Origin of the sequence: Neorhizobium sp. S3-V5DH (genome assembly GCF_004343065.1) — a bacterium.
GTDB lineage: Bacteria > Pseudomonadota > Alphaproteobacteria > Rhizobiales > Rhizobiaceae > Neorhizobium > Neorhizobium huautlense.
The window spans coordinates 389,630-410,324 of the sequence record NZ_SMCL01000002.1 but is presented as its reverse complement, the minus strand read 5'-3'; the positions used below and the strand labels follow the sequence as shown (position 1 = coordinate 410,324).

Below are 20,695 nucleotides of genomic sequence, written 5' to 3'. Positions count from 1 at the left end.
TTATCTTTCCAGAATCGGGTCCAGGTCACGGTAATCCGGCAGGCGACGGTCGATGCCCATGCCATTCCGCATCACGATGCGGTCGGCCTGCGGACGGGAGAGGAATTCGCTCCAGCGGCGGGCGCTGAAGAGCACGAGATCGGCGGGGCCACCTTCGGCGATGACGCCGATATCGGGCCGGCCGAGGATTTCCGCTGGCGTCGAGGTGACGACGCGGGCGGAGGTGTCGAGCGGGTGGTCGAGATGCAGGATGCGTACGGCCTCCCGGAACACCTCGACCGGATCCATGTCGCCATAGGCGTAGAAAGGGTCACGGGTATTATCCGAGGAGACGGCCGTTTTCACGCCGGCCGCGGCCAATTCGTGGAATAGCGTGACGCCGCGCCAGCGGGGGGTGCGGCCGGCGTGGCGATCCTGCAGATACATGTTGCACATCGGCAGCGAGACGACTGAAATCCCGGCTTCCGCGACTTTGTCGACAACGCGTTTGGCGGTGTCGTCATCCTGGCGGGCGAGCGAACAGCAATGGCCGACGGTGACCGAACCTTCGAAGCGGTTGCGGCGTTTGGCGTCGGCGATGGTTTCGAGCGTCAGGACCTGTTTGTCCTCGGTCTCATCCACATGCAGGTCGATGTCGAGGCCGTTGTCGGAGGCTGCCCGGAAGAGGCTATCGAGGATGTTTTCGAAGTCCGGGAGAATGCGTGTGGCACCGCCAAGCAGCCCGCCATAACGTCTCACCGTCGCGACGATGCCGTTGAAGACCGCCTGGTCGGGCACGCATTCCAGCGGCAGGAGAGCTACCGCCTGCAGCGCGATCCGGTCTTTCCACTCCTCGCGCAGTTCGGCAAACAGCGGGAACGAGATATCCGGCTGCGGCGGTATGCTGTCGAGATGGGTGCGGATCAGCTTCGTGCCGTGGGCATAGGCGCTCTTCAGCGAGAATTCGAAGCGGGTGCGGACGTCCTCCGCCGTCCAGTTGGCGATGCGGTCCTCGCGCACGTTCATCAGTGCGCCTTCGAACGTGCCGTCCGGGTTCGGTCTGCGGTCCCAGAAATGGCCCTTGTCGAGATGCGTGTGCATGTCGACAAAGCAAGGCCAGACCATGCCGCCGCGCATGTCCACCTTCACCAGATCGGCAGGTGCGGTGGCGGCCGGAAGTATCCTTTCGATCCTGCCGTCCGAGATGATCAGATCCGCCCCTATCAAGCCTTCCTTTGCCGGTGCGGAAAAACCTTTGACGAGGACCGCCGGCAGGGTGGCGTTGACGAGCGCAAAACGACGGGCATCGGGAAGCGTCATGAATTCGCCAGGCATCAGTTTTCTCTCTTGAGGCTGCTCTCATGCCAGCGATGCAGGAAAGCCTAGGCGATGAAGGAGGTAATCATGAAGATCACCACGCCCAGCACCGAAAGCAGGATCAGCGCTGCAAAAAGACGCGGAATGTTGAGACGATACTGGGACTCCAGCAGGCGGAAGGCGAGACCGGAGCCAGCGCCCGCGGAACCCGCCGCAAATTCCGCCACCACGGCTGCGATCAGCGCCAGTCCGCCGCCGATCCTCAATCCTGTCATGAAATAGGGAAGCGAGGAGGGGAGCTTCAGGTAAAGCAGCGTCTGCCAGCGCGAGGCGCCGTAGAGGTCGAAGAGGTTGAGCAGGTTATGGTCGACGCTCTTCAAACCCTGCACCATGTTCGACAGGATTGGAAAGAAGGCGACGAGGAATGCGCAGATCAGAAGCGCGACCTGGGTCGTCGGCGCGTAGATCAGGATCAGCGGCGCGATCGCCACGATCGGCGTCACCTGCAGGATGACGGTAATCGGATAGAAGGCCGTCTCGATCCATTTCGACTGGACGAGGAAAATGGCGATGCCGACGCCGCCGATCAGCGCCAGCGCCAGCGCCTGCAGGGTGATCTGCGTCGTGACCCAGAGGGCGGGCCAAAGCGTGCCCCAGTCGTTATAGAGCGAGTTCGCCACCGCCAGCGGCCCGGGCAGAATATACTGCGGAATGCCGTTGACGCTGATGATGAACTGCCAGAGCAGGATCAGGCCGACCACCACGCAAATGGGGATCAGCGTGCGCAGCAGCGTCTCCCGGTTGCGAGCGAAGAGGCCCGGCTTCAGAGGCGTAAGGATCGGATCATCTGCCATCAGTGTTCCTCCCCGCCGATCGCTTCCAGGAGCATGTTGGAAACCTTTTCACAGGCCTGCCGGTATTCTTCCGACGTGCGGTAATGCGCATCGCGCGACATGCTCGTCTTCAGCGGGAAGTCCGCATGAACCCGGCCCGGCCGTGCCTTCATCACCACGATGCGGTTCGAGAGGTAGGCGGATTCGAAGACGGAGTGGGTGACGAAGATCACGGTGATGCCCGTTTCGTGCCAGAGCCTCAACACATCGTCATTGAGTTTCTGGCGGGTGATTTCGTCCAATGCCGCAAAGGGCTCGTCCATCAGCAACAGCTTCGGCTTGGTGACCAGCGCGCGGGCGATCGAGACGCGCATCTTCATGCCGCCGGAAAGCTCGCGGGGATAAGCATCGGCGAAATCCTGAAGGCCGACGGTTGCAAGCGTCTCCATGATCTCGTCGCGGGCGGCGGTTTTCGAAACCCCGCGCAGCTTAAGCGGCAGGTGAACATTGCCGAATACCGTCTGCCACGGCATCAGCGTCGGTTCCTGAAAGACGAAGGATATGTCGCCTTCGGGCAGACCCTTGGAATTGATGCGGGAACTCGGCCAGTCGATCGTGCCGGCCGAGACATCGCCGAGCCCCGCGATGATCCTGAGTGCCGTCGACTTGCCGCAACCGGAGGGACCAAGCAGGCTCACGAACTCACCGCCCTCGACAGTCAGCGACATGTCGGACAATGCGAGCGTGCCGCTCGAAAACATCTTGGAGACGCTGCGCATCACGACCAGCGGGCGTTTGCGGCTGTCTCCGGGAGCAGGCATCAACGGGGCTTGGGACGTGGTCATGCTTCACTCGATCAGAAGGGCGGCATTCGCCGCTGGGTGCCCGGCGGCGCGCGAGGTTAAGTCCCCCTTGTGGGGAACGGTTGGAGAGGGGGCTCTTGCGCGGAAAACCCTCCCGCCTGCCGGCACCCTCCCCGCGAGGGAGGATTAAGTATGCCGCACCGTCTACTCTACTTCTTAAGCGCCATTCCGACGCCCTTGCAGACGAATTTGGTCGAATAGGCCTTCTTGTAGTCGAGGTCGGCAGGCTGGACGTTGATTGCCACCATCGAGTCGAAGAACTTCTTGTAGCGCTCGTCGGTGATGCAGCCGATGCCCTTGGTCTCGGCATCGCCGGAAACCACTATTCCGTATTCCTTCATCTTGGCGATGGAATAGGCGATCTGACCGTCCGTCATTTCCGGATTGTCCTTCTTGATCAGATCGTTGGCGGCTTTGTTGTCGCCGTAGAGATAGTTGTACCATCCTTCGATCGACGCATCGACGAAACGCTGCACGACCTCAGGCTTCTTGTCGAGCATCGGCTGCGTCGTGGTGATCATCGTCGAATAGGGGCCGTAGCCGGCATCGGCGATGAGGAACACTTTCGGCGCCCAGCCAGCCTGTTTTTCGATCTCATAGGGCTCGGAGGTCAGATAACCCTGCTGTGCGGACTTCTTGTCGGCGATGAAGGGAGCCGGATTGAAGGTATAGGGCTTGTACTGTTCATCGCGGAAGCCCTTGAAGTTCTTCTTCATCCACTCGAAATACGTGACATAGCCTTCCTTACCCATGAAGATCGTATCGAGATTGGCAAGGTCCTCGAACTTTTCGACGCCCGCGTCGGGATGGGCGAGCAGGACCTGCGGGTCCTTCTGGAAGATCGAGGCGACGCTGACCAGCGGAATGCCCTGCTTGACGGCATCCATGTCCCCGAGCGGCCCGCCCATGTAGAAATCCACCTTGCCGGCGATCAGAAGCGCGCGGTTGGCAGCGTGCGGGCCGCCCTGGATGATCGTCACCTTCAGGCCATGCTTCTCATAGGTCCCATCGGCCACGGCCTGGTAGAAGCCGCCGTGCTCTGCCTGGGCCAGCCAGTTGGTGCCGTAGGATACTTCATCGAGCGCCGCTGCCGGAGCCGCTGCGAGCACCATCGCAGAGAGGCCGAGCGCCGCCAGAAAACTCTTCATAGTCAATGAATTGGACATGTGGTTTCGTTCCCCTGTTAAACCCTGCGGCATCGTGAGAGTATTTCTTTTCCAGCATTTGTACGGTTGCGTTGCTCTTTGAAAAGCATCAAATTTCGTCCGCATTGATGCCTTTCCGGCATCGGTCGAAAAATGACATGCCAAATTGTGCGGCATGGTCAAAAATGATGCAACGGGGGTGATGTAAAATGCTGCATTCGCGAAAGCTGCTTTATATCGATGAGATCGCCCGTTGCGGATCGATCCGCAAGGCGGCAACCCGTCTGAATGTTGCATCGTCGGCGATCAACCGGCAGATCCTGGCGCTGGAGGAGGAGTTAGGGGTGCCGATTTTCGAGCGCATGCCTCGCGGGCTGAAGCTCACCGCTGCCGGAGAATTGTGCATTGAACACATCCGCGAAGTTCTCAAAACCTATGAGCGGATGGAATCGCGCATCCGCGGTCTCAAGATGCCGCAGGCCGGCAAGGTGGCGCTGGTGGCGACGGTGGGACTGGCGGCGGGACCATTGCCTGATATCATCGCGCGGTTCGTCGCCGAGCACCCGCGTGTGCGCATACACTTGAGGAACGACGGCCCTTCGAACACCATTCAGCCGGTGGTAAACGGCGAGGTCGACATCGGTATTGGTTTCAACATCCCGGCGACGCCCGGCATCCGGACGCTCGCCAATTTCGATATTCCGATCGGGGTGGTTATGCCGCCGGGACACAGGCTGGCGGGCGAGGGCGCGGTCGATCTGGCCGAGGTGGTGCAGGAGCCGCTGGTGCTTTCGCAGCCGGGCACGAGCCTGCGCAACGTCATCAATCTGGCGCTTTCGCCCTTCTCGATTCCGGTCGAGCCGATCGTGGAAACCAATGCCTCGGAAATGCTGAAGCAGCTCGTGAAGGCAGGCACCGGGTTGACGCTCCTCAATCCACTCGACGTGCTTCAGGAATGCCGGCGCGGCGAACTGGTTTTCCGGCCGCTCGCCAATCCGCATGCACGTCATCAGCCGATGAAGCTCTTTGCCCGCTCGCGCGCCACGCTCGATACCGCCACCAGCCTATTCGTCGAATTTCTCTTGTCGGAACTCTCAGGCCTCGTCGGAGAGCTGCAGGCGAAGGGGCATGTGCCGCCTCAGCCACAGGCGAGGGATGTCCAGCGGGAGCAGGATCAGCGCGAGTAGAGATTGTCGAGCGAATATGCTGCGAAATCGCGCAGCATCTCGATAAAACGGGCAACCTGATGGCGGCAGATCGAAGCGCCCTTTTCGGCCGTGCCTTTCGATGCGTCGCCCACCACGCCGTTCGGATTGAGGTCATGGGCAAGCCATGCGAGCGCATGCGGGGGCGTCGGCTGGATGAATTTCGATTGAGACTTCATCCATTCCGCCTTGGAAACGAAATTCTGAGCCTTGTCCATCCGCACCAGATCCGGGCGGAAATGCAGCATCAGCGAGGTTTCGACTTCGCCGCCATGGATGCCAAATTTCTGCTCATGCTCGCCGATCAGCCCTTCCGGATTGCCGAAGCGGCCCCACTGCGTGCCGATCACCGCCATCTGGTAGCGGACGCGCAACTCGCGACCGACAATGCTCATGATATCGACATTGCCGCCATGGGAATTGACGATGACGAGCTTCTTCACGCCGGCTTCTGCTACCTTGGCGCCGATGGCCGTCCACATCGGAATGAGGAGTTCGGCACCGAAGGAGAGGGTGCCTGGACCATAGACGTGTTCGTTGGCCTTGCCGATTTCCTGGGTGGGCAGGATCAGGAAATCGAGATCCTCCGGCCGCTGCGCCTTCAGTTCCGCAAGCATACCGTTGGCGATCACCACGTCGGTGGCGATCGGAAGGTGCGGACCGTGCTGCTCGGTCGAGGCGATCGGCAGAATGGCGATGGTTTTTTCGGGCGAAAGCTGCGCGAAATCGAGGGTATTGAGTTCGTTCCAGTAAAACGGCTTGCCCATGCTGCCCCTGCCTTTCCTGATGTTTGTGACAGGGTTAGGAGATCGGGCACGTCTCGAAAAGCATCAATTTCCGCCCAGCGCGTTGCCTTTTTGAGCGCAGACAGGGAGGCCGGCTGTGCCATGGCAAGAAAAAGGCGGATTTCAATAAAATTGCATCTATCCGCTTAATCGCGCCGAGAGCCCTGCCGCATATGGTTGTGCCATAAGAGACAAGACGGCGACCAAGCCGCTCGACAAACGGGGTGCAGCGCAATGATCAAGAAGCTCATTATTTCCGCGGTCGTTCTGACGGCCCTCATTTCCGGCAAGGAAGCCAAAGCCGCCGGTGCGGGTGGTTTTGCCCGGGCGCTCTCTTCCGTGCCTGTCGTTCAGGTTCCGGCTGTCGAAAGCCGGTCGATGGGAACTGAGGAGCGTATGGTGGACGAGGCATTGATCTTCGATCCGTCGGACAGCCGGGCCGCGCAAGGCCAACTGCCTCCCGCAGTTTACCACAACATCTGATTTCGACAGCCTCAACTACCGGCAACCGACTTGCCCGTCTCCACCATTATGCGGAGACGGGTTTTCCCCATTCGGCGATTGCGATCCCGCCGAGGGCGAGCGCCAGCGCGACGATGTGGAAGACCTGCAGGGCTTCGCCGAGAATGGCGACCGAGAGCAGCGTCCCGAAGACGGGAACGAGATTGATGAACAGGCCGGCCCTGTTGGCGCCGATCTTCTGGACGCCGACGATATAGAGAACCTGTGCGATCAGCGAGGCGAAGATGCCCGTATAGAGCACGATCAGCCAGCCCCTCGTATCGGGCCAGATCAGCCGGTCGGCGGAATATTCCCAGAAGACGAGCGGTGTCGTGAAGATGAGCGCAAAGAGGGCGGGGAATGCCATCAGGGTGCGCCAATTGACCTGCGGCCGCCATCTGAGCGCAACGGTGTAGATGGCGTAAGCCATGACGGCGATCATCATGATTGCGTCGCCGAAATTGACGGTGAGCGTCACCAGCGTGCCGAGATCTCCGTGGACGGCGGTAATCACGCCTCCGAACAAGGTGAGGGTGAAGCCGAGGATCTGTGCCCAGGAAACCTTCATGCGGAACAGCAGGAAGTTGATGACGAAGATCAGCATGGGGATGACAGCCTGCTCAACCGTTACGTTGATCGCCGTCGTGTAGTTGACGGCGGTATAGAGCGCGGCGTTGAAAACGACATAACCTATGACGCCCAGGAAGATGAGAATCGGCAGGTTCTTCCTGACGATCGGCCAGTCCTTCACCAGTTGCGGCACCGAGATCGCGAAAATGATTGCAACGGCGGCGAACCAGCGCCAGAAGGTCAGCATCATCGGGCTGACATGGCCGACGGCGAGCTTGCCGGCCACCGCATTGCCGCCCCAGCACAAGGTGGCAATGACGAGGGAAAGATAGGCCTTTTTGTGCAAAACAATTCTCCGGCACCGGCCGTAGGGCGCCGGTATCAACAGTCGGGGCCGGGAAATAGCCCGCCGCTCACGCATTTGTCACGTAAAAACCGCGAGCGAGTCACAAACAGGTCGCTTTCCTTCGGCCAAGGCATTATAGATGCGCGCGTTTGCACTGTTCGCGGATATCCTTATCCGGAAACGGAGCCTAAATCTAAGTGGCGCATCGACCCGTAGGTCAAAAACGATCTACGGTAGGTGCGCGTATGGTCGTGTGGGGCTTTGCCCGCAGTACAGGAAGCAGAGATGACGAACGTAGTCGTGGTTGGTTCGCAATGGGGTGACGAAGGCAAGGGCAAGATTGTCGACTGGCTTTCCGAACGCGCCGATATCGTCGTGCGCTTCCAAGGCGGTCACAATGCCGGCCATACGCTCGTTATCGATGGCGTCAGTTACAAGCTTTCGCTTCTCCCGTCCGGGATCGTGCGGGGCGGCAAGATCTCCGTGATCGGCAACGGCGTCGTTCTTGATCCGCATGCTCTGGTTGCCGAGATCGACAAACTCGCCGGACAGGGTGTGAAGGTCACGCCGGAAAATCTCCGCATCGCCGACAATGCGACGCTCATTCTCTCCCTGCACCGCGAACTCGACGGTCTTCGCGAAGATGCCGCCTCCAACAGCGGCACCAAGATCGGCACCACCCGCCGCGGCATCGGTCCTGCCTATGAGGACAAGGTAGGCCGCCGTGCCATCCGTGTCATGGACCTGGCCGACATGGACACGCTGCCCGGCAAGGTCGACCGTATCCTCACCCACCACAATGCGCTTCGGCGCGGCCTCGGCGAAAAGGAGATCTCGCACGAGGCGATCATGCAGGAACTCACCTCGGTCGCCGCGCGCGTACTGCCTTTCCGGGAAACCGTCTGGGAACTGCTCGACAAGGAACGTCGCAAGGGCGCCCGCATCCTCTTCGAAGGCGCTCAAGGGTCGCTGCTCGATATCGACCACGGCACCTATCCCTTCGTGACCTCATCCAACACCGTCGCCGGCCAGGCTTCGGCCGGCTCCGGCATGGGGCCGGGTACGCTCGGCTATATCCTCGGGATCACCAAGGCTTACACGACTCGCGTCGGCGAAGGCCCGTTTCCGACCGAACTCAAGGATGAGATCGGTCAATTTCTTGGGGAAAAAGGCCATGAATTTGGAACGGTTACCGGCCGTAAGCGCCGCTGCGGCTGGTTCGATGCCGCGCTTGTGCGCCAGTCGGTCGCGACCAACGGGATCACCGGAATTGCGCTGACCAAGCTCGATGTGCTCGACGGCCTGGACGAATTAAAGATCTGCGTTGGCTACAAGCTCGACGGCGTTCAGATCGATCATCTCCCGGCAAGCCAGGGCGCGCAGGCTCGTGTCGAGCCGGTTTACGTCACGCTGGAAGGCTGGAAGGAATCGACGGTCGGCGCCCGCAAATGGGCCGATCTCCCGGCCCAGGCCATCAAGTATGTCCGCCAGGTGGAGGAATTGATTGGCGCGCCCGTCGCGCTACTTTCCACCAGTCCTGAGCGGGAAGACACCATACTTGTGACCGACCCATTTGAAGATTAAAGTCAAAAATTGGTTACCATTCGGCTGATCTTCGGATTGGCGATCATGAGAAAGTGCTGATGGCTGATTTTGTTGCGGTTATCCGCCGCGCGGTTGACGGACTGGCGAGCAATACGCCGGAGATGCGCGCGAAGGTGTATGATAAGGCTCGTGGCGCCGTGCAGCGGCAGCTCGAGAACATGAAGCCGCGCCCACCGGAAGACATGCTGCGCCGGCAGATGGAGAAGCTCGAGGCCGCGATCGTCGATGTCGAGAGTGAGCATGCCGAAGCGCTGGCGCCCGTCGTCGACGAGGCCCCGGCGGGGCATCCAGCCGAAGAAGCCGTTGTCGAACCGGTCGCCGCCGAGCCGGTGGCCGAAGCCGGCGAAGAACCTGCTGCGCAAGTTGCCGAGACTGTCGAAGGAGAGGCTGTCTCTCCCGAACAATATGCGCAAGAACAGCAGATCGCTGTGGAGGAGGCCGCCGAGCCTGCACCGGCACCGGCCGAATACGAATCGGCACCGGTTTTCCGGGAGGACGACTACCAGGCGCCCGAAACGGTTACCGTCGTAGAGGAGCCGGCACCAGCCGAGACAGAACAGCAGGCCGTGGAAGAGACGGCGCCGGTTGTCGAGCAGCCCAGCTTCCATGAAGAGCAGGAAGTCGCGGCTGCACCAGCTGACGAGCCGGCCGCAGGCCACCAATACGGCGATTGGCGCGACGACATGCCACCGGAAGGGGCTCCTTCAGCCCCGACGGTTTTCGATTACGACGAGCCGGCGACTGAGGCGGTGCAGCCCGCTGTCTGGCCTGACGAGCCGCCTCCACTGGAGCCTGAGCCCCTGTCGGAGCCGGCGGCCGCCGAGCCCGTCGCCGCCGAAGACGATTTTCCATATCCCACCCGGAGCGGAGAAGACCAGCGTCCGAACGAGCCTGAATTCGCTCAGGAATGGGCCGGCGAGCCGCATCCCCTGGAACCGGAGCAGGCCGCGGAAGAACCTCCGAAGGCTGAAGAAGATTGGGGATGGGCACCGTCCCAGCCTGAGGCTGCGCCGGCCGCCGGTGCCGCCGCGAATGTCGCTGCCGTATGGAATGAAGTTCCCGAACTCGTGCCAGCCGGTCCTGCCGGCCACGAATTGACGGCTACACCGGTCGAGGCGCATTTCGATTCGGAAACCCACGTTTCGGCCGATACGGTCCGGATGCCTCCGGTCTCCGACCTCCCCGTGGCGAATGCGGCGGTCGCAGCGGCAGCCAAGGACCCGATCGCAGACTATCTCGATCCGCAGTCGAAGCCGGGAGAGAAGACCGCGGAAAGCGATCCCTGGGCCGATCTGGAAGAACTGATCGGCTTCAACAAGGACGCTCCTCTACCGGGAGGCACCTCCCGCAGCAGCACTCTGCACAGCGAGGCGGATGCGGACGATCTGATGCCTGCGCCGGCCCGGCCCTATCGGGTGACCCCGGTGCGCAAGCGGAATTATGCGGGCATCATCCTTGCCATCGTCGGCCTGGCTCTCGTGGGTGCCGGCGGTTACGCGATCTGGCTGAACCGAGATTCGCTGAACGATATGGTGGATGGGCTGTTCCAGTCGAGCGCGCCGACGACGCAGACCGCAGAGCAGACGCCGGCTCCCGCACCCGCGACCCCGGCACCGAGCCAAACGCCTCCGCCGGCACCGCAGACCAATGCCGCAGCGCCCGCCACTCCCGCGACGCCAGCCACTCCCGCCACTCCCGCTCCGGCGGACGGATCCACCACGACGACGAAATTTACCCAGCGCCTGATGGCAGACGGCAGCGAAGTCGACGATGGGCCGGGCGGCACGGGCGGTCTTGCGCAGAATGCAGAGGGGCAGTCGGTCGCTCAGCTCAATACGCCGCCGGCCGCTCAGGCCGCGACGCCCGAGCCCGGCGCACCCGCAGGTGCCGCACCTGCTCCGGGTGCCGGACCAACCGAAACCCCGCAGGCTACGCCGGATCAGGGTGCTGCCGCACCGTCCGCCAATCCATCCGACGCCCCGGCGCTCGCCGGGGAAAAGATGTTCCTCTACGAGGAGCGGATCGGCCAGACGGCGCCCACGGCGATCGAAGGCGCGGTCTCATGGTCGCTCCAGCGCGAGCCGGGCGCGAACGGCCGACCGGAGCCGGTTATCCAGGGACGGATCAACATTCCGGGCCGCGGCCTGACGGCGCTCGTCACCGTCAAACGCAACGGCGATCCATCGCTGCCAGCCAGCCATCTCGTGGAGATCGTCTTCGCGGTGCCGCCGGATTTCGAAGGCGGCGCGATCGACAGCGTGCAGCGCATCGCCATGAAGCAGACGGAACAGGATCGCGGCAATGCGCTCATCGCCGTGCCGGCCAAGATCACCGATGACTTCCACATGATCGCGCTCAACGATTTCCCCGACGCCCGCACCACCAATCTGGAGCTCTTGCGCAGTCGCAACTGGATCGACATTCCCGTTGCCTATCGCAACGGCCGCCGCGCGCTTTTCACCCTCCAGAAGGGGCCGGAAGGCGAGCGGATCTTCGCCGAAGCTATCAGGGAATGGGCCACGCTCGGGGCACCCGCCACCGGGCAGTAAGGATTTTCGGCTTAAAACGAAAAGGCCCGGCAACGACGCCGGGCCTTTTTTGTATTTATTTCGGTGGCGCCGGTCCGGCTGCTGTTAAGCGTCGACCACGCGCAGGGCGTTTGCCTGGGCAAGCGCTTCCTTCTGGACGGCCTCCTGCACCTTCTCGAAGGCGCGGACCTCGATCTGGCGCACGCGTTCGCGGCTGATGTCGAACTCCGACGACAGCTCTTCCAGGGTGACCGGCTCGTCGGCGAGGCGGCGTGCTTCGAAGATGCGGCGTTCGCGGTCGTTCAGTACGCTCAGGGCCTTGGAGAGCATCCGGCGGCGCGTATCCAGTTCGTCCTGCTCGATCAGCACTTCTTCCTGGCTGTCGCGGTCGTCCACCAGCCAATCCTGCCACTGTCCCGCTTCACCTTCGCTGGCGCGGATCGGCGCATTTAGCGAAGCGTCGCCGGACAGGCGGCGGTTCATGGAAACCACTTCCTCCTCGGACACATTGAGCTTGGTGGCGATTTCAGCAACCTGATCCGGCTTCAGATCGCCTTCGTCGATCGCCTGGATCCGACCTTTGAGCCGGCGCAGGTTGAAGAAAAGCCGCTTCTGGTTGGCGGTGGTGCCCATTTTAACGAGCGACCAGGAGCGCAGGATATATTCCTGGATCGAGGCCTTGATCCACCACATGGCATAGGTTGCCAGGCGGAAACCGCGTTCCGGGTCGAACTTCTTGACGGCCTGCATGAGGCCGACATTGCCCTCGGACACGACTTCGCCGATCGGCAGACCATAACCGCGATAGCCCATGGCAATCTTTGCGACGAGGCGCAGATGGCTCGTCACAAGCTTATGGGCGGCATTGCGGTCGCCATGTTCGGCGTAACGTTTCGCCAGCATGTATTCCTGCTGGGGCTCCAGCATCGGAAACTTGCGAATTTCATCGAGATAACGGTTGAGACCGGCTTCGCCGGCGGTAATTGAAGGCAGAGTATTGCGGGCCATAAAGCACCCCTTTCCGATCGTTGTCGGCTCCCTCTTACGTGTGGCAATCTTCAAGGTGTTAATGCATGCTGAGGCGAGCCAAGGCCGCACGGGTCATTTCCGACCCCGCACCAACCCACGTAACAAATAAGTACGGCAGAACCGTGGTTCAAGTGATCACGGCGGCGTTATATCATTACAATGTGGTAATGTTCCCGGGCTTCTCAGCGATATACGCGCTCGGAAAACTTCCGCATTCCGGACCGGATCATCAATTCATATACCATCCGGCGGCTCATGGGATTGTGCAGTCTTGCCACCTTCGAGCCGAGGAATTCAGTCTCCACGTGACGGAAGGCGAGCAGATCCGAAGCCTCGGTGATCGCATTGTAGTAGAATTCATGGAACTGCCTGCGGCACACATAGGTCTTGTATTTTGTCATGCAGAAGGTCGAGAACGCGCTCTTCTGCTGCCGCAGGAAATCGGCGACGCCGACCGTCACCTCCGGCCAGGCCGGATTGAACGTGTCGTCGAAGGCAATGACGCCGTGGTCGGCGAGCGTATCCATCGCGAGCGTGCTGTCTGCGGTGATGTGATCGAGCATGTGGCCGCCGTCGATGCTGAAGAAGCGCGGCCGGCCGATCCTGGCGATGATGTCTTCCGCCTGCAACCCGGTGCTGTCTGCCTTGATGATCAGGTCCTCATCGACGGGAACGCCGAGCCGCTGACCGTTTTCGATGAAGCGTCGGTATTGCGTGGCAGAGCCGTCCGCTACCTGGCCGATATCGAAAAGATCGATCCCGAGAACTTTGTCCCCGTCTTCGCAGATCTTCTTCAGCAGAAAATAAGAACGCCCGTAAAACACCCCGATCTCGGCAAGTCCTCCCTCCATCCCCTCTCGCTTCTGGGCCTGCAGAAGCGAGAGGAAGACCAGCGCGTCCGGCGGGTCGATATATCCCTCGACTGTCTGAAGGTCGTGGAAAATGAACTTCCGGAGGGTTGAGTTCATGCCTTGCTCGTTCCTCGGTCTGTAGTTGTCGAGCCGACGTTTTGAGATCACGCGATGTACATCTCCCGCCCTGGTTGAATTTCGCCGGACGATATTTTGCATTGCAACAAGTAAGACAAATGGAGCAAAAATTTGACGAGAGCCTAATCCGATTGATCTATGCGCAATGCTCACTTCCAGCTCGAACTATATTGGCGACGTCTGGACCTCGTCTCGCATAATGCCTACAGGCATTTTCGTTCTAGAGGGTGCGAACCGCTCCGGCGATATCGGCTGTAGTCGCCATAGGCCTGGCTCCTCGAAAGGCCGACATCCTTCAGTTGATCATCCGTCAACTCCAGGAGTGCCATCCGGTTTCGATGCTCACGGAATTTTCTGACGACCAGCATGATGAGCCGTGAAAGCATCAATCCGAGACGATGTGTTGAGGCGTTGTCTGTATCCTCCAGAGGCTTGCCGTCGTCCCGGTGCGGCAGTTGAAAGGCAAAGTCGCATGGCTCCGGCATGCGGTCGAAGACCGCCCGGTTCTCGTTCTTCATTGCTGTTCTCCTTGTAATTGTCTGCCGGTGCCCGGCAGGATGCGAGGCGGGCTATCATCCGCCTCGCGGTCCGACCGGCTACTTGGCGCCGGCTTGCGCGGTGCGTGCTGCCGCTTCGGCCTCGCGAAGGGCTTCGGCACATTCCTCGCAGCAGACCTCGACCGTCTTGCCGCCGATCTTCACGGCAATGCGCGTTGAATCGAGTTCGCAATCGCAGGCGGCGCAGGTGTTCTCTTTCATGGTGTCATCTCCCGATGTTGGCTTTTTACGGGAGAAGGAAACCATGTCGGCCGACCGGCCGCTGTCAGAATCTTTAGCGACTTTCGGAAAGGGTGCTCTACCGCAATCCCGCAAAGCGCTGGAATTCGGCGGGTGTGCGGCCATAGGCCTGACGGAAGGCGGACGAGAAATGGCTATGGCTTGAGAAGCCCAGTTCCAGCCCGAGCTGGGTCAGGTCGTCATAACTGCCGAGCAGATCGAGCGCGCGGGCGAGCCGGAGGCGAAGCTGGTAACGGTAGAGCGGGGTGCCCTCGACCTGCTGGAAGACTTGAGTGAGGTAAACGGGCGAAACGCCCGCCTCCCTCGCTATTTCTGCCAGCGTCCAGCGGCGGGTCAGATCTGCGGAAAGGGCAAGCTTGGCGCGGTCCACCAGCTTCTGCCGTCCCGCGCTTGCGCTCGCGGCATGGGCGGTTCGTTCGCCTACCGCCCGGCGCACCAGCGTCAAGCCCAGCGTTTCCGCCTCCAGCGTCTCGGCAGTGCCGCGAAGCAGGCTGTGGCGCAGCAGCGCCACAAGCGCCTGGGCGCGGGCGTCTATCCGGAGGCGCTGCTTGTTGAAGACGAAGCGGGAGCCTTTCGGATTCCGATGTTCGCTGGGGACCAGTTCTTCCAGCATGGATTCGGGAACATCCATGCTGAGACAGGCATCGCCGCCTTCGACCGGATGGCTGATCTGATAGCCCTCGTCGCAGTTGAAGAAGAGCACCTGATTGGCTTCGGCCACCGTGTCGTCGCGGCCGACGTGGCGCATGAACACGCCGCGATAGGGAAAGACGAGGCTTGTCGCATGCGAGCACTCCTCGCCGCTGCGGTGACGGCACTCGCCATTGCACATGACGTCGCGGACCGTGATCAGGCCGGTATCGAGCAGTTTTTTGACGGCGAACTGGCTCATGTGCCTCTCATCTGTTGAACGCAATATAAGCCTTGACGGCCCCGACAGCCACCCGTTTCGACACCTGCGCAGGAGGCGGCTGCCGCGTCTTAGGGCGAGTTTTCTCCGTCCTCGTAATGGAAAAGCTCATGCGAGCTGCGCCACATCCGGCGCAAGGCGGCACTTCGGCCCCTGAACTCCGCATCGAGAGTTTCGCATTTGGAAATACGGTCGTGGCGGAAGTGGCGAAAATCCTGGCGCAGTTCGCAAAACCCGGCAAGCAGCACGCCGTCGATATAGTAGACGACGGCAAGAGGGCAGACCGTCCTCTTTGTCTCATGACCGGTTCCATCGCGGTAACAGAAGCTCAGCTTGCGTTCTTCGCGGATGGCACGACGCAACAGGCGCATGTCGACCGTCGAATCCGGTATCGCATGCCAGGAGGAGACCAGAAGATGGGTTTCGCCGATCGGCGGCTGGGAGGAAGGCAGGACCGAATTGATCTTGGCCATCGCGGCGCTGCCCGCATCTTCCAGGCTGCGATCGCCGGTGCGCCCGATGAGCGACAGGCCGACGGTTATCGCTTCCATCTCCTCCGGAGTGAACATCAGGGGAGGGAGATCGAAGCCGCGCCGCATCACATAACCGATGCCGGCGGCACCCTCGATCGGCACGCGGGTCGCCTGCAGTGCCGCAATATCCCGATAGACCGTCCGTTTCGTCACCTCCAGACGGGAGGCAATCGCTTCGGCCGTCAGCGGCGATCGGGAGGCGCGCAACATCTGGATGATCTCGAACATGCGGCTCGAACGCGCCATCATTGCACTCCAAGGTGATCTCAGGCGATTGAACACTGCTGACAGGCTGCTGTCAGCACCAATCTGTTAGTCCGGCTTCAATCGCACCCAGCCTTCGGGACAGCCAATGAAATCTTCGCCCTATGTCGCCGGCCTTGTCATCATCCTGTTTTCCACCATCGCCCTCAGCACGGCGGGACTGATGGCGCGACTGGTATCGCTGGACAGTGCGACGATCCTCGTCTGGCGTGGTCTTGCCGGGGGCGCAGCCCTATTCCTGTTCTTCCTGATCACGTCGCCGCAGCGCAAGCTTCATGGACTTGGTCGCCTGGGCTGGCCGGGGATCGCGATTGCCGTCGTCTCCGCGGCCGGCATGGTTCTGTTCATTGCGGCGCTGCTTGAGACGAGCGTTGCGCATGTCTCGATCATTTTCGCGACATGCCCGTTCGTCTCGGCTGGCCTCGGTTTCCTCCTACTCGGGGAACGGCCGGGGCGGAGCGCGGTGGCGGCCAGCGTGGCGGCCGTGGGCGGGGTTGTCGTGATGGTCGGGACAGGGGAGGCCGGCAGCCTTTTCGGAGATTTCCTGGCTCTGGGGATGACCGTTTGCGTGGCCCTGATGACCGTACTGATGCGCCGTTACCCGGCTCAACCGGTTCTTCCCTCTGCCGGGCTCGCAGCCTTCCTCAGTGCGCTCGCCGCATTGTCATTTGCATCGCCGTTCTCAGCTTCGCTGGGAGATATCGCGATCGTCGCCTTCTTCGGCATCCTGGGGTTCGCGCTCGGCATCGGCCTGCTGCTTCATGGATCCCGTCTTCTGCCACCCGTCGAGACGGCGCTGATCGGCGCACTCGACGCGCCGCTCGCACCCCTCTGGGTCTGGCTGTTTCTCGGCGAAAGCCTGGACGAGGCAACCGTGATCGGCGGCAGCATCGTCATGGCGGGGGTCCTCTTCCACGTGCTGTGGGATCTGCGTCGGCGTCAAGTCGGGATCGAAGTCGGCCCTTAAGCCCGCAGCGCCTCGACCAGTTCCTGCATGTCCTCCGGCATCGCCGCCTCGAATTCCATCACCTCGCCGGTGCGGGGATGTTCGAAGACCAGCAGATAGGCGTGCAGCGCCTGGCGCGGGAAACTGTTGACGACGGTCTTTGCCGCTTCGGGCAAAAGGTTCGCCTTGGTCCTGAAACCCGCGGAATAATCCGGGTCGCCGATCAGCGGGTTGCCGACATGCGCCATGTGGACGCGGATCTGGTGGGTCCGGCCGGTTTCCAGCCGGCATTCGATCAGGGATGCCAGCGCCGTGGCGTCCGGTTTTTCGTGGAAGCGCTCGATCACCTCGTAATGGGTAACTGCCTCGCGGGCGTCGTCGCTGTCCTCGCGCTTCACCGCCCGCTTGGTGCGATCGGCACCGGAGCGGCCGAGCGGAGCATCGATCGTGCCCCGCAGCATGGCGGGGCGGCCCCAGACCACGGCCTGATAGGCGCGCTCCAGCGGACCGGAGCGGCCATGGTCGGCGAACTGCTCGGCAAGATGGCGGTGGGCGATGTCGTTCTTGGCGACGACCATCACACCGCTGGTATCCTTGTCGAGACGATGGACGATGCCGGGACGGCGGACGCCGCCGATGCCGGAGAGGCTGTCGCCGCAATGATGGATCAGTGCATTCACCAGGGTGCCGGTCCAGTTGCCGGCGCCGGGATGCACGACCAGACCGGCGGGCTTGGCGATGACGATCAGGTCGTCATCCTCGTAGAGGACCTCAAGCGGAATGTCCTCGCCCTTGGGTTCGGGATCCTCCGGCTCGGGAAGCGTGATTTCCACCGTGTCCCCCATATGGATCTTCTTCTTCGGCTCCGTCACCGGTTTGCCGTTCAGAAGCACAGCGCCCTGTTCGATCAGCGCCTTGATGCGGCTTCGTGAAAACTCACCTTCCAGGACGGTGGTCAACCAGGCGTCGAGCCGCCCTTCGGCCTCATCTCCGGCAGTGAGGACTTTCCTCGGGCGCTCTATCTCGTTAAAGGGATCGTTCATTTAATCTTTCCGGTAGCAATCCGACGCAAGGAACTCCCCATGCCCCAGCCCGATATCGAGGAACAGGAAGAGCCGCTTGATCCGGCAATGGAGAGAATCCGCCGGAAGATGGTGCTTCTGCAACTCGTTTCGGGCGGGATCTTGTTCGTCTGCTTTATGGCCGTCCTTGCAGCGGTTGTCTACAAGGTAGCGCAACGGCCCGATACCCCGGCGCCGGCGACCTCGGCAGGCGGCTTTGCCGTTCCCGCGGGCCAGCCGCTTGCAGCGACGGCCGAACTGCCGGCGGGTTTCAACATTCAGTCGGTATCGCTTTCCGGCGGCCAGATCCTGTTCTACGGTCTTCTCGACGGCGACCAGAAGATATTCATCTTCGATCTCTCGGCCGGCCGCATCGTTGCCGACGTGGCGGTCGGCGTCCCCCGATAGTGGCGCCGATCCGAATCGGCGATGCGGACGATCCGCGGATCGCCGAGTTCCGGTTTATCCGTGATCGCGACCTGACGGGCCGGGAGGGGCGGTTCATTGCGGAGGGGACGGTGGTCCTCAGGATGCTCGCAGCCGCCCACCGCCAAGGAGGGGCGTTCGTTGCCGAAAAGATCCTGCTGCTGGAAAACCGGGTGGCGGGGCTCGCCGACATCCTTTCCGCTTTTCCCCGGGACATTCCCGTCTATGTCGCGTCCGGCACCGTGCTTGACGAGATCGCAGGCTTCCATCTGCATCGCGGGGTGCTGGCGCTCGGCAGGCGGCAGCGCGATCCCTCCGCAGCAGAGTTGATGGCCGCCCTGCCGGAAAAGGCGCTGGTGGTCGCGGCATTCGGCATTTCCAACCACGACAATATCGGCTCCATCTTCCGCAATGCCGCTGCTTTCGGTGCGGACGCGGTGCTCCTCGACCAAAGCTGCTGCGATCCGCTTTACCGCAAGGCGCTCAGGGTCTCGGTCGGCTCCGTGCTCTCCGTGCCCTATGCCCGCAGCGGCAGCATGGCCGAAGTCCTGGCAGCCCTCATGGAAAACGGTTGCGCCGTGTGGGGGCTTTCCCCGGCCGGTGCCGTGGAAATGCGGTCTGTTCCGGCTTCCGATCGCATGGCCCTGATTACGGGCACGGAAGGTGAGGGCCTGCCGGCGGATGTGCTCTCGCGCATCCATACCGCAAGGATTGCCCAAACGCCGGGCCTCGACAGTCTGAACGCGGCGACGGCGACCGGCATCGCGCTCTACGAGATCGCCATGGCGCAAGGCCGGCTATAGACGTTTTGCTCCGGCTAGCCGGCCGCGTCCTGCGCGGCCGCCAATCTCTTCTTCGATTTTGCCGCGAGGCTCTCCCGGTTGCCGTTGCCCGACTTGCCGGAGAGGATCTTGTGGATGGGCGACGACGAACCTTCGCTCAGTGCCGTCAGCGCCACCATATCGGCGGCGATCGAGGCAAGCTCGTCGCGAATGGCCTGATCGCTGCCGCCTTTGTCGCTCTGAAGCCGCTCCGACAAGGCCGTTGCGTGATTGCGTACGTCTTCGGCCATATCTGCGATCATCGGGTCGGCGTCCGCGTCCTGCGCGAGCAGGGATTGTCCCGGCATCGGTGCGTGGGGCAGTTCGCGCAGAACGACGTCCTGCGCCGTTATCTTCTTCTTGGGAACGGGTGGTTTCATCTCTGATTGGGTCAGGGCTGCATCGCGAAGCGCCCGGCTTGCGCCTCGAGCCTCCGCATTTGCAGCTTTCAGTTTTTCCCGCAGGCGGCTGATTTCGGCGAGCCGCCGTTCGAGCGCATTTTCCTTGTCGGCGCGGTCGGCGATCTCGCGCGCCAGCTTTTCTTCCAGCCGCTGGACGCGATGCTCTTCCTGGCCCAGCCGGTTTTCGGCGTCCCTGGCTCGGGCCGCCTGCGCTTTCAGATCGTTGCGCAGCGTATCGCGCTCGTCTCGCAATGCGGTGATCCGGAATTTAAGGTTCTCCACTTCCGTATCCCGGGTCGACAGGTCAATCCGGAAATTGTCGGCTTCGGCGATCTGCAGCAGTTGGCGCTGCTGAAGATTGTCGATTTCCAGATCCCTGGCCGCGATCTTTTCTTCTGCCGCCTCCATTGCCGCCTTCAGCTGCTGGATATAGCTGTCTTCCTGGCGAAGACGGGAGCGCGCCTCGGCTGCCTCGACGTCCAGGTTCTCGATCTGGATGCGCAGTTCGATTGCCTCGCCCTGCAGGCGTTTCACCTCTTCTGACAGGGAGTCGTTCCGAAGCTGCAGCGAAATCGCCTTCTCTCGCTCATGAACCAGCTCCTGCTGTGTCCGTGCGTTTTCGGCCGCATAGACGGCGCGTGCCATGTCGCGCTGGGCGCGCACTTCCTGCGGGCTGATCGGCAGTGTCGCCTTGATGCGGTTTTCCGTATAGCGCACGATCCGCCCATGGATCGCCGGCGCGACGAGCATTGCGAGAAGTGCGGCGCTCAGAAAACCCAAGCCGAACAGGAGAGCAAATTCGATCACGACGAGGCCGTTTCGCAGGCTGGACGGGAATGAC

The 20,695-nt window shown here is 61.8% G+C and carries 21 protein-coding genes; 7 read left to right on the top strand and 14 right to left on the bottom strand.

Translation table 11 applies throughout. The features are described 5' to 3' along the window. The 4 genes from EDE09_RS05500 to EDE09_RS05485 all read right to left on the bottom strand — a co-directional run bounded on the left by EDE09_RS05500 (nucleotide 1) and on the right by EDE09_RS05485 (nucleotide 4,158). On the bottom strand, nucleotides 1-1,314 hold the full coding sequence (locus tag EDE09_RS05500; protein WP_105373017.1) for a cytosine deaminase: 1,314 nt from the start codon (nucleotides 1,312-1,314) through the stop codon (nucleotides 1-3). Nucleotides 1,315-1,361: 47 nt separating this feature from the next. Beyond that, a complete protein-coding gene (locus tag EDE09_RS05495; protein ID WP_132409287.1) occupies nucleotides 1,362-2,153 on the bottom strand; it encodes an ABC transporter permease in 792 nt (263 codons plus the stop codon). Then, entirely contained in the window at nucleotides 2,150-2,974 is an 825-nt protein-coding gene (locus EDE09_RS05490; protein ID WP_105373015.1) for an ABC transporter ATP-binding protein, read from the bottom strand. Before EDE09_RS05490 ends, EDE09_RS05495 begins: the two co-directional genes overlap by 4 nt. Before the next feature lie 167 nt (nucleotides 2,975-3,141). After that, on the bottom strand, nucleotides 3,142-4,158 hold the full coding sequence (locus EDE09_RS05485) for an ABC transporter substrate-binding protein (RefSeq protein WP_105373014.1): 1,017 nt from the start codon (nucleotides 4,156-4,158) through the stop codon (nucleotides 3,142-3,144). A gap of 188 nt (nucleotides 4,159-4,346) precedes the next feature. Between EDE09_RS05485 and EDE09_RS05480 the strand changes: the two genes are divergently transcribed. After that, nucleotides 4,347-5,324 carry a LysR family transcriptional regulator gene (locus EDE09_RS05480; RefSeq protein WP_105373013.1) on the top strand — a complete coding sequence of 326 codons (978 nt, stop codon included), beginning with the start codon at nucleotides 4,347-4,349 and terminating at the stop codon, nucleotides 5,322-5,324. Here EDE09_RS05480 and EDE09_RS05475 read toward each other — a convergent pair. Continuing rightward, entirely contained in the window at nucleotides 5,312-6,109 is a 798-nt protein-coding gene (locus EDE09_RS05475) for a creatininase family protein (protein WP_105373012.1), read from the bottom strand. The genes EDE09_RS05480 and EDE09_RS05475 overlap by 13 nt on opposite strands. Nucleotides 6,110-6,361: 252 nt before the next feature. On the opposite strand from EDE09_RS05475, the gene EDE09_RS05470 reads away from it, so the two are divergent. After that, the gene (locus tag EDE09_RS05470) at nucleotides 6,362-6,610 is read left to right on the top strand and encodes a hypothetical protein (RefSeq protein ID WP_105373011.1); all 249 of its coding nucleotides are present in this window, start codon (nucleotides 6,362-6,364) and stop codon (nucleotides 6,608-6,610) included. A gap of 46 nt (nucleotides 6,611-6,656) precedes the next feature. Here EDE09_RS05470 and EDE09_RS05465 read toward each other — a convergent pair whose 3' ends face one another. Then, the gene (locus EDE09_RS05465) at nucleotides 6,657-7,544 is read right to left on the bottom strand and encodes a DMT family transporter (RefSeq protein WP_105373010.1); all 888 of its coding nucleotides are present in this window, start codon (nucleotides 7,542-7,544) and stop codon (nucleotides 6,657-6,659) included. Between the two features lie 285 nt (nucleotides 7,545-7,829). Between EDE09_RS05465 and EDE09_RS05460 the strand changes: the two genes are divergently transcribed. Both EDE09_RS05460 and EDE09_RS28085 read left to right on the top strand, forming a co-directional pair. Beyond that, nucleotides 7,830-9,128, top strand: a complete 1,299-nt coding sequence (locus tag EDE09_RS05460) for an adenylosuccinate synthase (RefSeq protein ID WP_105373009.1) — start codon at nucleotides 7,830-7,832, stop codon at nucleotides 9,126-9,128. A 59-nt stretch (nucleotides 9,129-9,187) separates the two neighbouring features. Further along, the gene (locus EDE09_RS28085) at nucleotides 9,188-11,698 is read left to right on the top strand and encodes a hypothetical protein (protein WP_157949059.1); all 2,511 of its coding nucleotides are present in this window, start codon (nucleotides 9,188-9,190) and stop codon (nucleotides 11,696-11,698) included. Between the two features lie 84 nt (nucleotides 11,699-11,782). On the opposite strand, the gene rpoH is transcribed toward EDE09_RS28085, so the two are convergent. The 6 genes from rpoH to EDE09_RS05430 form a co-directional block, all read right to left on the bottom strand. Next, on the bottom strand, nucleotides 11,783-12,685 hold the full coding sequence (gene rpoH, locus EDE09_RS05450) for an RNA polymerase sigma factor RpoH (RefSeq protein WP_105373007.1): 903 nt from the start codon (nucleotides 12,683-12,685) through the stop codon (nucleotides 11,783-11,785). A 203-nt stretch (nucleotides 12,686-12,888) separates the two neighbouring features. Then, complete coding sequence (locus EDE09_RS05445) at nucleotides 12,889-13,674, bottom strand: class I SAM-dependent methyltransferase (protein WP_105373006.1); 786 nt, start codon at nucleotides 13,672-13,674, stop codon at nucleotides 12,889-12,891. Between the two features lie 224 nt (nucleotides 13,675-13,898). Then, a complete protein-coding gene (locus tag EDE09_RS28925) occupies nucleotides 13,899-14,213 on the bottom strand; it encodes a DUF1127 domain-containing protein (protein ID WP_342588635.1) in 315 nt (104 codons plus the stop codon). Nucleotides 14,214-14,291: 78 nt separating this feature from the next. Then, nucleotides 14,292-14,453: a hypothetical protein gene (locus EDE09_RS28080; RefSeq protein ID WP_165924114.1), complete on the bottom strand. Its 162-nt coding sequence runs from the start codon at nucleotides 14,451-14,453 to the stop codon at nucleotides 14,292-14,294. Nucleotides 14,454-14,550: 97 nt separating this feature from the next. Further along, nucleotides 14,551-15,384: an AraC family transcriptional regulator gene (locus EDE09_RS05435; RefSeq protein ID WP_105373005.1), complete on the bottom strand. Its 834-nt coding sequence runs from the start codon at nucleotides 15,382-15,384 to the stop codon at nucleotides 14,551-14,553. Between the two features lie 89 nt (nucleotides 15,385-15,473). Then, complete coding sequence (locus EDE09_RS05430; RefSeq protein ID WP_105373071.1) at nucleotides 15,474-16,181, bottom strand: YafY family protein; 708 nt, start codon at nucleotides 16,179-16,181, stop codon at nucleotides 15,474-15,476. 106 nt (nucleotides 16,182-16,287) lie between these two features. Here EDE09_RS05430 and EDE09_RS05425 point away from each other — a divergent pair, with 106 nt between their 5' ends. Then, on the top strand, nucleotides 16,288-17,166 hold the full coding sequence (locus EDE09_RS05425; protein ID WP_132409285.1) for a DMT family transporter: 879 nt from the start codon (nucleotides 16,288-16,290) through the stop codon (nucleotides 17,164-17,166). Here EDE09_RS05425 and EDE09_RS05420 read toward each other — a convergent pair. After that, nucleotides 17,163-18,188: an RluA family pseudouridine synthase gene (locus EDE09_RS05420; protein WP_132409283.1), complete on the bottom strand. Its 1,026-nt coding sequence runs from the start codon at nucleotides 18,186-18,188 to the stop codon at nucleotides 17,163-17,165. The genes EDE09_RS05425 and EDE09_RS05420 overlap by 4 nt on opposite strands. A 39-nt stretch (nucleotides 18,189-18,227) precedes the next feature. Between EDE09_RS05420 and EDE09_RS05415 the strand changes: the two genes are divergently transcribed. Both EDE09_RS05415 and EDE09_RS05410 read left to right on the top strand, forming a co-directional pair. Further along, nucleotides 18,228-18,614 (top strand): hypothetical protein, encoded by a 387-nt coding sequence (locus tag EDE09_RS05415; RefSeq protein ID WP_105373002.1) that lies wholly within the window; start codon nucleotides 18,228-18,230, stop codon nucleotides 18,612-18,614. Next, nucleotides 18,614-19,435, top strand: a complete 822-nt coding sequence (locus EDE09_RS05410; protein ID WP_105373001.1) for an RNA methyltransferase — start codon at nucleotides 18,614-18,616, stop codon at nucleotides 19,433-19,435. The genes EDE09_RS05415 and EDE09_RS05410 overlap by 1 nt, the downstream gene beginning before the upstream one ends. A 14-nt stretch (nucleotides 19,436-19,449) precedes the next feature. Here EDE09_RS05410 and EDE09_RS05405 read toward each other — a convergent pair whose 3' ends face one another. Next, nucleotides 19,450-20,661: a hypothetical protein gene (locus EDE09_RS05405; RefSeq protein ID WP_105373000.1), complete on the bottom strand. Its 1,212-nt coding sequence runs from the start codon at nucleotides 20,659-20,661 to the stop codon at nucleotides 19,450-19,452. Nucleotides 20,662-20,695 lie beyond the last annotated feature (34 nt).

Bases quoted from the DNA above. Each gene is read 5' to 3' on its own strand.
- EDE09_RS05415 (WP_105373002.1), top strand. From the start codon at position 18,228: ATGCCCCAGCCCGATATCGAGGAACAGGAAGAGCCGCTTGATCCGGCA.
- EDE09_RS05445 (WP_105373006.1), bottom strand. From the start codon at position 13,674: ATGAACTCAACCCTCCGGAAGTTCATTTTCCACGACCTTCAGACAGTC.
- EDE09_RS28085 (WP_157949059.1), top strand. From the start codon at position 9,188: ATGGCTGATTTTGTTGCGGTTATCCGCCGCGCGGTTGACGGACTGGCG.
- EDE09_RS28925 (WP_342588635.1), bottom strand. From the start codon at position 14,213: ATGAAGAACGAGAACCGGGCGGTCTTCGACCGCATGCCGGAGCCATGC.
- EDE09_RS05485 (WP_105373014.1), bottom strand. From the start codon at position 4,158: ATGTCCAATTCATTGACTATGAAGAGTTTTCTGGCGGCGCTCGGCCTC.
- EDE09_RS05430 (WP_105373071.1), bottom strand. From the start codon at position 16,181: ATGGCGCGTTCGAGCCGCATGTTCGAGATCATCCAGATGTTGCGCGCC.
- EDE09_RS05500 (WP_105373017.1), bottom strand. From the start codon at position 1,314: ATGCCTGGCGAATTCATGACGCTTCCCGATGCCCGTCGTTTTGCGCTC.
- EDE09_RS28080 (WP_165924114.1), bottom strand. From the start codon at position 14,453: ATGAAAGAGAACACCTGCGCCGCCTGCGATTGCGAACTCGATTCAACG.
- EDE09_RS05420 (WP_132409283.1), bottom strand. From the start codon at position 18,188: ATGAACGATCCCTTTAACGAGATAGAGCGCCCGAGGAAAGTCCTCACT.
- EDE09_RS05435 (WP_105373005.1), bottom strand. From the start codon at position 15,384: ATGAGCCAGTTCGCCGTCAAAAAACTGCTCGATACCGGCCTGATCACG.
- EDE09_RS05425 (WP_132409285.1), top strand. From the start codon at position 16,288: ATGAAATCTTCGCCCTATGTCGCCGGCCTTGTCATCATCCTGTTTTCC.
- EDE09_RS05475 (WP_105373012.1), bottom strand. From the start codon at position 6,109: ATGGGCAAGCCGTTTTACTGGAACGAACTCAATACCCTCGATTTCGCG.
- EDE09_RS05460 (WP_105373009.1), top strand. From the start codon at position 7,830: ATGACGAACGTAGTCGTGGTTGGTTCGCAATGGGGTGACGAAGGCAAG.
- EDE09_RS05480 (WP_105373013.1), top strand. From the start codon at position 4,347: ATGCTGCATTCGCGAAAGCTGCTTTATATCGATGAGATCGCCCGTTGC.
- rpoH (WP_105373007.1), bottom strand. From the start codon at position 12,685: ATGGCCCGCAATACTCTGCCTTCAATTACCGCCGGCGAAGCCGGTCTC.
- EDE09_RS05490 (WP_105373015.1), bottom strand. From the start codon at position 2,974: ATGACCACGTCCCAAGCCCCGTTGATGCCTGCTCCCGGAGACAGCCGC.
- EDE09_RS05470 (WP_105373011.1), top strand. From the start codon at position 6,362: ATGATCAAGAAGCTCATTATTTCCGCGGTCGTTCTGACGGCCCTCATT.